Annotated in this window: 18 protein-coding genes and 1 pseudogene; 10 read left to right on the forward strand and 9 right to left on the reverse strand. The window is 60.7% G+C overall.

The window, feature by feature from the left end; translation table 11 throughout:
- The first annotated feature begins 65 nt into the window (after positions 1–65).
- From BLR13_RS39840 to BLR13_RS02520, 4 genes and pseudogenes are all read left to right on the forward strand, one after another.
- Complete coding sequence (locus BLR13_RS39840) at positions 66–212, forward strand: hypothetical protein (RefSeq protein WP_154070883.1); 147 nt, start codon at positions 66–68, stop codon at positions 210–212.
- A gap of 312 nt (positions 213–524) precedes the next feature.
- Positions 525–860: pseudogene (locus BLR13_RS42510) on the forward strand (biotin/lipoyl-binding protein); the annotation flags it as partial.
- Between the two features lie 255 nt (positions 861–1115).
- On the forward strand, positions 1116–2480 hold the full coding sequence (locus tag BLR13_RS42515; RefSeq protein WP_074832045.1) for an NAD-dependent succinate-semialdehyde dehydrogenase: 1365 nt from the start codon (positions 1116–1118) through the stop codon (positions 2478–2480).
- An 84-nt stretch (positions 2481–2564) separates the two neighbouring features.
- Complete coding sequence (locus tag BLR13_RS02520) at positions 2565–3440, forward strand: NAD(P)-dependent oxidoreductase (RefSeq protein WP_074827914.1); 876 nt, start codon at positions 2565–2567, stop codon at positions 3438–3440.
- Positions 3441–4077: 637 nt separating this feature from the next.
- Here BLR13_RS02520 and BLR13_RS02525 read toward each other — a convergent pair.
- From BLR13_RS02525 to BLR13_RS02560, 8 genes are all read right to left on the reverse strand, one after another.
- Positions 4078–4371 (reverse strand): hypothetical protein, encoded by a 294-nt coding sequence (locus BLR13_RS02525; protein WP_244525063.1) that lies wholly within the window; start codon positions 4369–4371, stop codon positions 4078–4080.
- A complete protein-coding gene (locus tag BLR13_RS02530; protein ID WP_074827912.1) occupies positions 4368–4679 on the reverse strand; it encodes a thioredoxin family protein in 312 nt (103 codons plus the stop codon). The genes BLR13_RS02525 and BLR13_RS02530 overlap by 4 nt, the downstream gene beginning before the upstream one ends.
- Before the next feature lie 6 nt (positions 4680–4685).
- Positions 4686–4994 carry a UBP-type zinc finger domain-containing protein gene (locus tag BLR13_RS02535; protein ID WP_171945002.1) on the reverse strand — a complete coding sequence of 103 codons (309 nt, stop codon included), beginning with the start codon at positions 4992–4994 and terminating at the stop codon, positions 4686–4688.
- Positions 4995–5058: 64 nt separating this feature from the next.
- Entirely contained in the window at positions 5059–5481 is a 423-nt protein-coding gene (locus BLR13_RS02540) for a hypothetical protein (protein ID WP_074827908.1), read from the reverse strand.
- Positions 5482–5615: 134 nt separating this feature from the next.
- Entirely contained in the window at positions 5616–6050 is a 435-nt protein-coding gene (locus BLR13_RS02545; protein WP_074827906.1) for a PPC domain-containing DNA-binding protein, read from the reverse strand.
- A 68-nt stretch (positions 6051–6118) separates the two neighbouring features.
- Positions 6119–7144 carry an MMPL family transporter gene (locus BLR13_RS02550; RefSeq protein ID WP_433994253.1) on the reverse strand — a complete coding sequence of 342 codons (1026 nt, stop codon included), beginning with the start codon at positions 7142–7144 and terminating at the stop codon, positions 6119–6121.
- The gene (locus tag BLR13_RS02555; protein WP_074827899.1) at positions 7141–7956 is read right to left on the reverse strand and encodes a universal stress protein; all 816 of its coding nucleotides are present in this window, start codon (positions 7954–7956) and stop codon (positions 7141–7143) included. Before BLR13_RS02555 ends, BLR13_RS02550 begins: the two co-directional genes overlap by 4 nt.
- 53 nt (positions 7957–8009) lie before the next feature.
- A complete protein-coding gene (locus tag BLR13_RS02560) occupies positions 8010–8513 on the reverse strand; it encodes a DUF1931 family protein (protein WP_197679512.1) in 504 nt (167 codons plus the stop codon).
- Positions 8514–8617: 104 nt separating this feature from the next.
- Here BLR13_RS02560 and BLR13_RS02565 point away from each other — a divergent pair, with 104 nt between their 5' ends.
- Positions 8618–8848, forward strand: a complete 231-nt coding sequence (locus tag BLR13_RS02565; protein WP_074827896.1) for a DUF2188 domain-containing protein — start codon at positions 8618–8620, stop codon at positions 8846–8848.
- Positions 8849–8872: 24 nt separating this feature from the next.
- Here the strand turns inward: BLR13_RS02565 and trxC are convergent, their stop codons facing one another.
- Positions 8873–9325, reverse strand: a complete 453-nt coding sequence (gene trxC / locus BLR13_RS02570; protein WP_074827894.1) for a thioredoxin TrxC — start codon at positions 9323–9325, stop codon at positions 8873–8875.
- Between the two features lie 89 nt (positions 9326–9414).
- On the opposite strand from trxC, the gene BLR13_RS02575 reads away from it, so the two are divergent.
- The 5 genes from BLR13_RS02575 to BLR13_RS02595 all read left to right on the forward strand — a co-directional run bounded on the left by BLR13_RS02575 (position 9415) and on the right by BLR13_RS02595 (position 12728).
- Complete coding sequence (locus BLR13_RS02575; protein WP_091976322.1) at positions 9415–9765, forward strand: hypothetical protein; 351 nt, start codon at positions 9415–9417, stop codon at positions 9763–9765.
- 322 nt (positions 9766–10087) lie between these two features.
- On the forward strand, positions 10088–10399 hold the full coding sequence (locus tag BLR13_RS02580; RefSeq protein ID WP_091976323.1) for a c-type cytochrome: 312 nt from the start codon (positions 10088–10090) through the stop codon (positions 10397–10399).
- Between the two features lie 164 nt (positions 10400–10563).
- Positions 10564–11592 carry an aldo/keto reductase gene (locus BLR13_RS02585; protein WP_074827887.1) on the forward strand — a complete coding sequence of 343 codons (1029 nt, stop codon included), beginning with the start codon at positions 10564–10566 and terminating at the stop codon, positions 11590–11592.
- A 12-nt stretch (positions 11593–11604) separates the two neighbouring features.
- Positions 11605–12210, forward strand: coding sequence for a DNA polymerase ligase N-terminal domain-containing protein (locus tag BLR13_RS02590; RefSeq protein WP_074827884.1), 606 nt, complete (start codon positions 11605–11607; stop codon positions 12208–12210).
- A 230-nt stretch (positions 12211–12440) separates the two neighbouring features.
- Complete coding sequence (locus BLR13_RS02595; protein WP_079586867.1) at positions 12441–12728, forward strand: rhomboid family intramembrane serine protease; 288 nt, start codon at positions 12441–12443, stop codon at positions 12726–12728.
- Positions 12729–12843 lie beyond the last annotated feature (115 nt).

Below are 12843 nucleotides of genomic sequence, written 5' to 3' on the forward strand. Positions count from 1 at the left end.
GCTGTCTTCAACCGGAGGATTGAGCAGTGCCTCTTCTGCAGCGACCGCTCGGCTCGAGTGGTGTCTTGATCACCAAAACCGGATTTGGCGCCTGCGCAATCGGCGGCGGCGGCTGGGCATTTGGCTTACCACAGGACGACGCCGTTTCGCTGGCGACCATGCGTCACGCACTGGAGCTCGGGGTGAATTGGACAGAAATGGCTGTTGTGTAGGGGCTCGGCCATTCCGAAAAAGTGGTCGGCCGCCTGCTGCGCGAACGGACGCCATCCGAGCGCCCAATGGCCTTCACCAAGTGTGCTTCGCTGCGACGCGAGAGATCCCTGGCTTCGCGAGTACTGGCTTCATGCTTCGTTCTCCCTGTGGAGGCCGCCTCTCTTACCGGCGCGAATAAGATTGCGCTCAGTTCACGCGCGCACCCCCACGCAAGGCCGACTGCACCGCTCAAGACCATTCATGGCCTTGACGGCCGTCAACGCGAAATCCGACGTCTCGCTTATTTGATGACGATGATGACCACGGACCAAATGATCGGGAAGGCGCGCGGGCACTGGCCTTGGTTTGCCGGTATCGTGGTTCTCGCCGCCGTAGCGACAGCAGGACTGTCCCATCGTGTCCCGTCCAATTCACGCCCTGACCGCCCTGCTCCGCCTGCAATCCGGGTCACCGTCGCGCCGGTCAAGACGCGGGACGTCCCTATCTATCTGTCCGCGCCGGGTACCGTGCTGGCCTGGAACACAGTCGCGGTACGGAGCCAGATTGATGGCAAGCTGACGGCCGTCAATTTCGTCGAAGGCCAAGACGTTCGAGCCGGCGACGTTCTTGCGCAAATTGATACGAGCGCCCTTCAGGCGACGCTGAATCAGGCGGTCGCAAAAAAGGCAGAGGACGAGGCGCAACTGGCAGAAGGAGCTGGAGCGCGACCAAGTACTGGTGCAGCGCCAGGCCGTCGGCGTCGCGGTCGCGAAGGACGGTTCGCTCTTCGTCACCGAAGACAGCAACGGCACGATCTGGCGCGTCAGCCATCAGAAGGTCGCGTCCAACAATTGACGGGATCCGGCTCAAGCGCTGCAAATGCCGACGAACATCCTCGCACCACCGATCGAAAGGCTCAAGCGATGACGATCAAAGCGATCAATCCCGCCACCGGCGAGACATTTGCGAGTTATCAGGAGATGACGGATGACGGCCTTCGAGATGCCATCAGCAAGGCGCATAATGAGTTTCTCGATTGGCGACGAACAGGCTTTTCGAGCCGCGCCGGCCTGATGCGCCAGGCGGCGAAAGTATTGCGGGAAAACGCTGGCAAATATGCTGATCTGATGGCGAGGGAAATGGGAAAGCCGATCCGCGACGGCGTTGCCGAGGTCCAGAAATGCGCAGCTGCCTGCGACTACTACGCCGACAACGCCGAGCGATTTCTCGCTGCCGAACCGATCAAGACCGAAGCCCGCAAAAGCTATGTCATCTTCCAGCCGCTCGGCGTCGTGCTCGCGGTGATGCCGTGGAATTTTCCATTCTGGCAGGTTTTCCGGTTTGCCGCGCCGGGGCTGATGGCCGGCAATGGTGCGGTGATGAAGCACTCCTCGAATGTGCCGGGCTGTGCGGTTGCCATCGAAAGAGTGTTTCAGGATGCGGGTTTTCCAAAGGATCTGTTCCGCACCTTGATGATCTCCAACGCGCAGGTTGACGCGGTGCTCGAAAGCCCGCTGGTGCGCGCGGCTACCCTGACCGGCAGCGGCCCCGCCGGACGCGCGGTAGCCGGCAAGGCCGGCTCGCTTCTGAAGAAGACCGTGCTCGAGCTCGGCGGCAACGATCCCTATCTGGTCCTCGAGGACGCCGACCTCGATCTCGCCGCAACCGTCTGCGCCAGAGGACGATTGATCAATACGGGCCAAAGTTGCATCGCCGCCAAGCGCTTTATCGTCGTCGACAAAGTGCACGACCGGTTTGTCGAACTCTTCGTCAAACGCATGGCCGCTGCCAGAATGGGCGATCCCCTTAAACAGGACACTGAAATCGGTCCGCTGGCGCGGCATGATCTTCGGGACACGCTGCATCGACAGGTCGAGAGCAGCATCGCAAAGGGCGCGCGCTGCGTGCTCGGCGGCGAGATTCCGAGGGGGCCCGGCGCCTATTATCCGCCAACCGTCCTTACCAAGGTGACGAAAGGCATGCCCGCTTATGCAGAAGAATTGTTTGGCCCGGTGGCGTCGGTGATCCGGGTCGACAACGAGGATGCCGCGATCGCGGCGGCTAATGATTCGGTGTTCGGACTGGGCGGCGGCGTCATCACAGGCGATATCGCGCGCGGTGAGCGCGTCGCCGCCGAGATCGAGAGCGGCAATGTGTTCGTCAACGACAACGTCCGCTCCGATCCGCGGCTACCCTTCGGCGGTGTCAAGCAAAGCGGTTATGGTCGCGAGCTTTCGCACTATGGCATCAAGGAGTTCGTCAATATCAAGACGGTCGTGGTGGGCTGAGGCGGACCCAAAGTTGATGCCCGTCAACGCGACGATTGACCGCGGCGCGATAGTGATGGCCAACCGCGCTGAAAGGATAATGCGATGGACGTCGGTTTCATCGGGCTCGGCCACATGGGTGCGCCAATGGCGCGGAACCTGCTAAAGGCTGGCCATCATCTCACCGTCTACAATCGCACGCGCAGCAAGGCTGAAACCCTGGCGCGCGAGGGCGTGCAAGTCGCCGACCGCGTTGCCGATGCCTGCCAGGGCGAAATTCTCATCACGATGCTCGCCGACGACCCGGCGGTTGAGGGCGTCGTGTTCGGAGACTGCGGCGCGCTTTCCGCGCTTCGCAGCGATGCCATCCACATTTCCATGAGCACGATCAGCGTGGCGCTGTCCGATCACCTGACTGAGGCGCATGGCAAAGCCGGCCAGGGTTACATCGCCGCGCCTGTGTTCGGGCGGCCGGAGGCTGCGGCGGCAGCCAAGCTTTTCATCATCGCGGCCGGTGCTGACGCGATGCTCAAGCGTTGCCATCCACTGTTTGATGCGATGGGTCAGGAGACTTTTGTCATCAGCATTAGACCCTCCGAGGCCAATCTGGTAAAACTCTCCGGCAATTTCCTGATTGCGTCGGTGCTGGAGTCGCTGGGAGAGGCATTCGCGCTGGTGCGGAAATCCGGTATCGACCCGCACCGTTATCTCAACATTCTGACTAGCACGCTGTTTTCAGCGCCGGTCTATCGGACCTACGGACCGATCATCGCCGACGAGAAGAAACCCGCTGATGGCTTCAAGATGTCGCTCGGGTTGAAGGACATACGGCTGGCGCTCGCCGCAGCCGACGCGCTGGCGGTGCCGATGCCGGTCGCGAGCCTGGTGCGGGATCATTTCATCGAGGGCGTCGCGCAAGGCGAGAGTGACGCCGACTGGTCCGGCCTGGCGCGGCTCGCCGCGCGAAGGGCGGGGCTGTAACGCCTGATGACATCGACCGTGGAAGGCGAAGCTTCGAAGGTACGCGCAGAGACGTTTACTCAGTCGGCTGTTCGCGCCGTCTGGGTGCAATCGCTTCAAGATGAAACGCCTGAGTCAGTCGAGATGCTCGCAGAGGTCAATCGACTACATCCAGAGTCGTTCGCTAGGCGCTCCGGCTGGCGGTTCTCTCGCCTGACCTTACGCGAGCGATTTTTGAAAGGGCCGCAGGCCTTGAGGCCGATCAACTTATTGGCCGCTCGGGCGGCTATCGCCGCTATTCACATTCTCGGGAACCAAACTAGCCATCGCCGTTACCGTGGGTACTGCTCTGCACAAAAACGCTTCCGTTTCCCGCGTCGCCTCCCCGCCCCGCGAGCCGTGGCGTTTTGCCCACTCGGTTCGTGGCATCTTGTATTGTCCGTGTTGGATCGCACTTGTCTTGATTCTCCGGATATCTGGATTCGATCTCGAGAGCCTTTGCAGATGCCCCCAGGCATTGGAGCATGCAAAGCGGATCGCTCGCGAACTGGTCCGGGCGGCGAACCGGCGAATGCCGCGTTCCGCTGTCGGAACAGATCAACTGAGACGGTCCGCTGGCCGCCTGGCATCTGTCCGCCGCCGCGGACCCCGCGCCTGCTCAGTAGCAATCCTCGACTCGGCGAATGTGCCAACCCCATCCATCCCAGAAGCGTTCGCGCCGGATGTAACATCGCGGCGGCCCGAAATAGATAGGGTCGTAAGCGTAGCTGTAATAGGGCCTTGGGGCTGCGAGCGCGGCGCCAAGGATGGCCCCTGCCGCCAAGCCGCCGATAATGGGAGCGACGGGAAAGCCGTGATGATGCCATCGGGCGTCCGCCGTCGTGGGGGTGGCAACCACGCCGATTGCGACTGTTGCGCCGAGCGCGAGCGTGACCATGACTTTTTTCATCATAGGACCTCCATTTCTTTGTTTCGGAGAACATCGAACGTCCACGCCAGCAACTGCGGCAGGGACATGACGCCCGACTTGCGTGCGATCTCCCGGCCGTGGTGCACCAGCATCAGCGTCGGTATGCTTTGGATGCCGAAGCGCTGCAACAGTTCCGGCACCGCATCGCTGTCCACCTTGACCAGCCGCACGTCCGGCTCGAGCTCTTTTGCCGCCTGTTCGAAGATCGGCGCCATGGCCCGGCAGGGACCGCGCGGCACCCGATTGATCGAGTCGCAATGCGGGAAGACGATATGCAGCGCGCTGGTCATGGAGCCTCAATAATATCGGGGAATGGGACCCAGATGCGGTGTCGGCCGCTCCGAAAGATCGAACAACACTTCGTCGACGTAACACCAGCCCCACCCTTCCGGGGGATCATAGGCCTCGATGATCGGGTGCTTGGTGGCGCGAAAATGTTTTGTGGCATGTCGGTTGGGCGACTGATCGCAGCAACCGACATGACCGCAACTGCGGCAGACACGCAGATGCAGCCAGGGGTCGCCCAATTTCAGGCATTCTTCACACCCCAGAGCGCTTGGAAGAACGTCGCGGATTTGCGCGAGATGTTTACAGAATATTGCCATGCCGTTCGTCCGCGCTGCCTTTCGCCGAGGCCAGGCACATCTCGTGGCGAGGTGCTGAGGTGGCTTAGACCGTCAAAGCTAGATCGGCCGCAGGCGTCGAAGCTTTCTCGGCACTGGCGCGATGTTCACGCGGGATGACAGGCAGCTGCAGTACGCGTGCTTGCTGCCCCTCCGGCAATAGATTCACGAGAACGATGTGTCCGTGCGGAAACGCCAGGGCGTCACGATGCTGTTCCGGTGCGCGGGGTTGGATCGTGCAAAACCGGGCAACGCGAAAGCCCGCGTTCTTGGTTGACAGCCACAAGCGATTGTACCGGACGTCTTGTTCGAATGCGAGCTCGGTCCCTGGCAAGAGACATACCGCAACACGCGGCTCTTCTTTTGCAGCAAAGCCGCACGTCGATGTGCCGTAGAAACTAGTCGTGACAAGCGTCTCTCCAACCTTGGCTGGACGAGATGCAACAGCATGCAGGCTGTAATCGCACATGGACTTTCTCCACTGATCTCCATACCCGAGAGCGACTGTACGACGCTATGCCGTGCGATACCTTGACCGACGTCAACAATAATCGATGCGCTTTGGGTGGCTATGCAGCGCTTGCTGCGCAGCCTACGACCAACTCAAATATCAATGAGCGCGATCCCTAAATCGGCTCGCTTCCTGCGACGAAGATTTGACGGCGTCTCGATGATCGTGACTTCGAGCGTGGGTCGCACCTTACCGCCTAGAAAATGACCTCCCCGCACGGTGCCGTCTCGAAGCCCGAGTACGGCGTGGAGATGCAGGCTGGCCTTGCCGTCGTCGCCCTGCGCAATGTCGCCGATCAAGCTCAATACTTCGCATTGCTCATCGACGGAAATCGGATTGTACCGCCTGGCAGCGAGATCGAACCAACCGACCTTGGCGCTCTCGAACGCTCCGATCGCCGCGACCGATGCCGCGCTGATGGCCTGCTCGTTGGCAAAGGAGCTGATAGCCGCAAAAGCCTCTTCGTCCTGATCCAGAATCAAAACGAAAATCCGTCCGTCGTGTTCGGAAGCCAGTTTGGATTTCATGAGCCGCCTCGCGGGAAAGATGATAGGGTCTCTTGCGACTGGAATAATCCAGCCCGATCAACGCTCGGCTACTCCCCCGGTTCCAGCTGGTGCAACCATCTGCTGCCAAGCTGGCGTGCGAGCCTGCTCAAGACGGTAACCGTCGGCCGCAGGATCAAGAGGTCCGCAGCCAATGCCGCAAGCATGGCGAACGCGCTCAACCAACCGAACAGGCGCAGCGACGGCAGATCGGAGAACACCGTTACCACCAGACCGCAAGCGAGCACGACCGAGGTCAGAATCAAAGGCGGGCCAACAAGCACGGTTGCCCGTTCGACGGCGATGGCTGGGTCCTCGTCCGGTCGCTCCTCGTGCCGCAACCGGTTAAAGAAATGTATGGTGGCGCTGAGACCCAATCCGAAGGAGACCGTCAGCGCCACGACGCTTGCGAACTGCAGGCCCTCCCCGATCAGCCACAACAGCGTTCCCGAGAGTACGACCGGAAATATTCCCGGCATGATGCAGGCCAGCATCACAACCAACGAGCGGAAGGCGAGACCAATGAACGCCGCGACAAACAGGAATTCCAGCGTCAGGCCGCGGTTCAATTTCTCGATCATGAGCGCGCTGTTGCGGGCGGCGATCGCCGACAGGCCGGTCACGGCGATCTTGTAACCCGGGTGCTGCGCACGAACTTGATCCAGCGCTTTGTCGAGGCTTTGAATGATCGGCAGAAGCCGGCTGGCGTCGACGTCGGGGACGCGGCCTGAAACCAGCACGGCGTCCTGTCCCGCGGCAATGAAGCAGCGCGTCAGGTATTGCAGAAGTATGTCGACATATTGCTTCAACGTCGCCACATCCGACTTGCCCATCCTCTCCGCGAGCCAGCGCTGCAACGTCTCAAGCGACCACACATTGGCGATGCCCGGCTGCTTCTCGACGATGGCGTGCACTGCTGCGATCGTGGCAAGTGATTCCGGGTCGTAGTGCCTGATTTCACCAAAACGTCGAAGCCGATCGATTTCCCGCGGCGTGAGCTTTGGAAACATCTGCTCGTGGCGAGTATCGATCGTCGACATGTCGGGCCTTGCTGTCAGGCAATGTGAGTCCATCAATGAGCCATCAGAAGCGGAACTGGTGAGTCGTGCATCAGCTCGTAGGTCACACCACCAAGCAACCGCTCGCGCAGGGGCAAATGACCATATCCGCCCATGACGATGAGGTTGGCCTTGCGCCGTTCCGCTTCTTCCATCAGCTGGGTCGCGACTTCGTTGTGGCTGCTCTTGATGCGATGCAGCGCGGCGTGGATTTCGTGGTGCCTGAGATGATTGACGGCGTCGACACCGAGGACGGCCTCTTCTTCAGTTGGGTGCTCGCTGGTCACGACCACGACCGTCACCTCTTCCGCCAGGCATAAAAATGGGATGCTTTCGCTCAAGGCCCGGGCCGATTCCCGGCTGCCGTTCCAGGCTATCAGGATATGACCGAAGTCAATGTTTGGCCGCTCGGTCTCGGGGACCAAGAACAGGTGCCGGCCCGATCCGAACAAAACCCCTTCGACCAGCTGATCGGGATCCATCGCACCATTGGGACGCAGCGTCACAAAGGTGTCGGCGGAGCGGGCCTCGCGCGCCGCGATCTTGGCGATGTCGTCCTCCAGCACATCGAACCGCCTGATCTCGACCGGCCGCTCCAGCATCTGAAGGCGCCTCGTCAGCACCTTCTCGATTTCATCACCGGCCTCGCGTGCATGCTCGATCAACTCGGTCGTCGCATCCCCTTCGACCGGACCGGGCAAGGGCAAGGGATTGAGAAACAGGCCGATGATCACTTTTGGTTGGAGCCGTCGGGCAATATCGGCGACCGCCGCAAGGCGGACTTCGTCAGAGACGCCTCCATCCAGCCACACCATCACATCCTTGATCATCGCACCCTCCTGGCTCGACGAGACCCGACAAACCAATTGACTGCCGAGCCGCCCTACATCAACAGATCGAAAATGCGGAAACACTGCTGCCAATGCCTGGTCGCCGGATTCTTCAGGTCGCCATCGATGATCTTGAAGGCGCGCGCGAGCGCCACGCTGAGCCCGCCCACGACCACGGGCAGTTGATCCTCGGTACCTTCGCCATATGCGAGCTCAAGCGGCGGCTGTATGGCAAGATGCTCGAGGATCGGCCGTAGCTCGATCTCTTCGTCGATCTTCTCGAATTCGTGGACGCTTTGCTGCAGACCCTTGATGATGGGCAGGTCGAACGGCTGGATCACAGCCCGGCCATTGGCCTTCGTGACGGCTTTAGCCCGAACCAGCAGGTCGTCACTTTTTCCGATTGATAAAGTCGCTGTAGCGCTTGAGATCTTGCTTGTCGACATCGAGCGCGGCCGCAGTCCGGAAGAAGCCGCTCGAATTTGGCCACGCTCATAACCTGGTTGGTCGGCCCCTTGTTCGGTTGCACCGCGGCGATCATGGCGCGATGTTGCCACGCGTTGGCTTGAGCCCAATTGACGCCCGTCAGGTTCTTTCGATTTTCTTCTCCCGATTTTTCCTATCCCCTGACAATTATCGCTGATCGCATGGAGCTCAAGCGATGGCACCCGCCGCCATTCACATTGTTCCGGACGACAACTTCGACGACTGGATCGTGCGCGGCGACATTGGGCAGGAGTTTGGGCACTTCCCCACCCGGGAGGAAGCTGAGCTCGCCGCCGAGCCGCTCGCGCGGAAACGCGAGGCGGAATTGATCGTTCTCCTTCCCGACGGAAGAATGAGCCGCAAGAGTTTTAAAAAGGGAGATGGGCCGCCAGATTGCTCGAGATGATCGGCCGGAATTGACCGACGCCCGTCACGCTCTAACGCCGTCGACGTGTTCGCGGGTCCATGCCAGAAGCTGGGCCAAGGGCATAACTCCTGACTGGCGTGCAATCTCCCGGCCGTGGTGCACGAGCATCAACGTCGGTATGCTCTGGATCGAATGACGCTGTAGCAGTTCCGGCACTGCGTCGCTGTCCACCTTAATCAGCCGCACGTCAGGCTCGAGCTGGGTTGCCGCCTGTTCGAAGATCGGCGTCATCGTCCTGCACGGACCGCACCAGCTTGCCCAAAAATCAACCAGCAGCGGAATATCACTGCGCTGTGCGTGCTTGTCGAAGCGAGCGGCACTATTCAGGGCAGCTGGGTGTCTTTCGAACAGCGGCCGATGGCAGGAGCCGCATTTGCCGCCTTCGCGCAGCCGTTCGCGAGGCACGCGGTTGATCGCGTCGCAATGCGGGCAAACGATGTGAAGCGCGTCGGCCATCGGCTACTCCAGAATACACATCACGTGGAAGCGTGATGCGTCGCCCCAGAAATCGCCTTGATCGAGATCATTTTTTTCGAAACCCCGGCGTGACGATCAGCCATCACCGCGCTTTGCGCCGCAAAATATTGACGACGGTCATGGGCGCGCCCCATGGCGACGTACAAATATTGCCGGAGCGAAATTCCGACAGGGGCGATATCATGCCCGCGAATATCTCAACGCGGCTCGGAGGGAGCATTCTTATTCTTGTCCTCGCCTTCCTGCTGCTCGCGGAATCACCGGCCTTTGCCCAAACGGTCCGGTATGAATTGTTTCCCGAGCCGGATGTGCGGCAGGCCGCAACCAACCGCACAGCGTCAGCCTACGTCGTCGACAAGAAGGTCAACCAATTCTGGATCTGCACGGCGCGATACGATTTTTCGCGACCGGACGGCTAATAAAGGGGATCGCGTCAAGCTTCCACTCGACATCGGAAGACCTTCGCTGACCGAAAACTACCACGCCCAAGCGGTGACCGGGTCCACCCAAGTCAACGCATACCTTCCCGTGATCTGGTTTTTCGAACCGGCCATCGGCGCGGTTCAGTTCTGCGCCGTACCCACGCAGGGGCGTACGTCGGGCTTACGTTGCCCTGATCGCACCCACCGGAAAGGTAGGCCTTGCCGTCGCTGCTGCTGAGCGCCTTCTCCTGCATGGTAAGACTGCGCGGCGTGTGGCAGGCGCCGCCGCAAAGGCGCTGTTCAACGGTGATGCATCGAGATCTATGTCGATCGCTGCACCGGCTGCCATCGCACCGACGGCAGGGGCTATGGGCGGGTGTTCCCGCCGCTCGCCGGCAATCCCCTGCTGCACACGCCAGATCCGAAATCCGCCATCAACATCGTCCTGTCCGGGAGTACGCTGCCGGCAACAAAGACTGCGCCTTCCGCCTTCACCATGGCGCCCTATGACTGGCTCGTCAGCGATCAGGACGTCGCCGATGTCGTAAGCTTCATTCAGACCAGTTGGGGCAATGTAGGTGCGGTAGCAGCCAGCAGCAAAGTCACTGCGCTGCGCAAGGCGGCGAAATAATCATCCATGTCTGCCGGGCCGCGAATCTGACCTCATCGTCCGTTCTCGTCGCCCTGACTTGACGACCGTCAAGGCGATTATGCTGCATTGATATATCGGGGCGGTTCACCCCCGATGAGCGGGTAGCCACTATCGCGGGTGCTATTCAACCAAAGGATCGAGTCATGAGCCTTCCGCAGCGACCCCTCGGCGCGAGCCGAGTCCTGATCACGAAAACCGGATTTGGCGCCTGGGCGATCGGCGGCGGCGGCTGGGCCTTCAGCTGGGGACCGCAGGACGACGCCGTTTCGCTCGCAACCATGCGCGACGCCCTGGAACTCGGGGTGAACTGGATCGATACGGCCGCAGTGTACGGACTTGGGCACTCCGAGGAAGTGGTCGGCCACCTGCTGCGCGAACGGAAGCCGACCGAACGGCCAATGGTCTTCACCAAATGTGGATTGATCTGGGATCAGAATAATCCGATGGCTCCGCCGCGACGCGTTCTCAAGCCGGATTCGATTCAACGGGAATGCGACGCTTCGCTTCGGCGGTTGGGCGTCGACCACATCGATCTCTACCAATTTCATTGGCCCGACGAGACCGGCACGCCGGTCGAGGATTCGTGGAACGAAATGACGCGGCTGATCGAGGTGGGCAAAGTTCGCCTCGGAGGCGTCAGCAATTTCGACGTGCCATTGCTCGAACGATGCGAAGCCATTCGGCATGTCGATTCGATGCAGCCCCCATTCTCCCTGATCCGTCGCCAGGCCGCCACACGCGAGATTCCCTGGTGTGCCAGGCACAATACCGGAGTGATCTGCTACAGCCCCATGCAATCCGGTCTGTTGACCGACACGTTCAGCCGCGAACAGGTCGCGAGATTCGCCGAAGATGATTGGCGGCGGCGCTCGCCTGACTTCAATGAGCCGAACCTGAGCCGCAATCTGGCGCTGCGCGATGCGTTGCGTCCGATTGCACGGCGTCATGGCGCCACCGTGTCCGCTGTAGCGGTGGCTTGGGTACTGGCCTGGCCCGGCGTCACCGGAGCCATTGTCGGCGGCCGCTCGCCTCAACAGGTTGACGGCTGGATCGGTGCCGCGTCTCTGCAGCTGAGCGCAGCCGACTTGCAGGACATTTCCAACGCCATCGTGCGCACCGGCGCCGGAGAAGGACCGACGATGCCGCAATTGGAATATGCCGCCGCGCACTGAGGTGAACCGGCGATGCCACTCGAAGACTATCGCCATAAGAGAAAGTTCGCTGAAACGCCGGAGCCTAAAGGGCGACGGCGCCGAGGCAGCTCCAAAGACATCTTTGTCGTTCAAAAACACGCGGCCAGCCACCTGCACTATGACTTTCGTCTGGCGATCAGTGGAGCTTTGGTATCCTGGGCCGTGCCCAAGGGGCCTTCCATGAACCCCGCCGACAAACGTCTGGCGATACGGACCGAAGATCATCCGCTCGAATACGCGGAGTTCGAGGGCGTGATTCCCGAGGGCCAATATGGTGGCGGAACAGTGATGGTCTGGGACACCGGCCAATACCAGCCGCTCGACGGCGTGTCGGCGAGCGAGCAGCTGGCCCGGGGAAAAATCGACGTGATGCTTCACGGAACGAAGCTTCGTGGCGGCTTCACGCTGCTCCGGACAGGAATGGTCAGCCACAAGGAACGCTGGCTGCTCATCAAACAGCGCGACGAGTATGCTGTTTCGTCCTGGGACGTTGAGAGCTCCAGTCTCGATCGTTCTGCGCTCACCGCCCGCAGCATGAAAGAGATCGAGAATGGCCGCCTGAAGAGGGCGCGTCGTCTCGGTCAACCTCATGTCTGAATAGAGACTGCCCGCGAACTGCAGAAACCGCGAAAAGTTGGGGAAGCTCGCCGCTACCGGACGAATTTCCACCTTGCCCCGTGCGTGCGGTTCCGCATTTCTCGGAAATTGACGGACGTCAAGGCCGGCTTAGGCTCCTCAGCCGCAAATGTCTGAATGACGCGCCAGAGCGAAGCCGAAAGTGCCAGATATTGTCCGGGGTTCCGTGACGTCGAGCCGAAGAGGTGCCGATGATCCCGATCCGGAATGCTGTTCCGTCCCGTTACCCGCCGTTGGTCACCTGGATTCTGATCGCCACCAATTGCCTGGTGTTTCTGTTCCAGGACAGCCTGAGCCCCGACGAGCTTGAGCTGTTCCTACGTCAATTTGCGCTGATTCCCGCGCGCTATTCGGAAGCCTTTGCATCCGGGGAGAGCGATCTGGCCGCAGTGGATTTCGTGCCCTTCTTCACCATGATGTTTCTGCACGGCGGATGGCTCCATCTCATCCTGAACATGTGGACGCTGTGGCTATGCTGATTATGGCCGATGTCGGACGCAAAGCCATTACGCAAGTCAAGCAAGCGGCAAGCGAGATAGGCGGCTTTGATCGGTCTGTGCAAGTGTACAAACGCGAGATCGCGGCGGGTCATTC

Source organism: Bradyrhizobium ottawaense, assembly GCF_900099825.1.
GTDB lineage: Bacteria > Pseudomonadota > Alphaproteobacteria > Rhizobiales > Xanthobacteraceae > Bradyrhizobium > Bradyrhizobium ottawaense_A.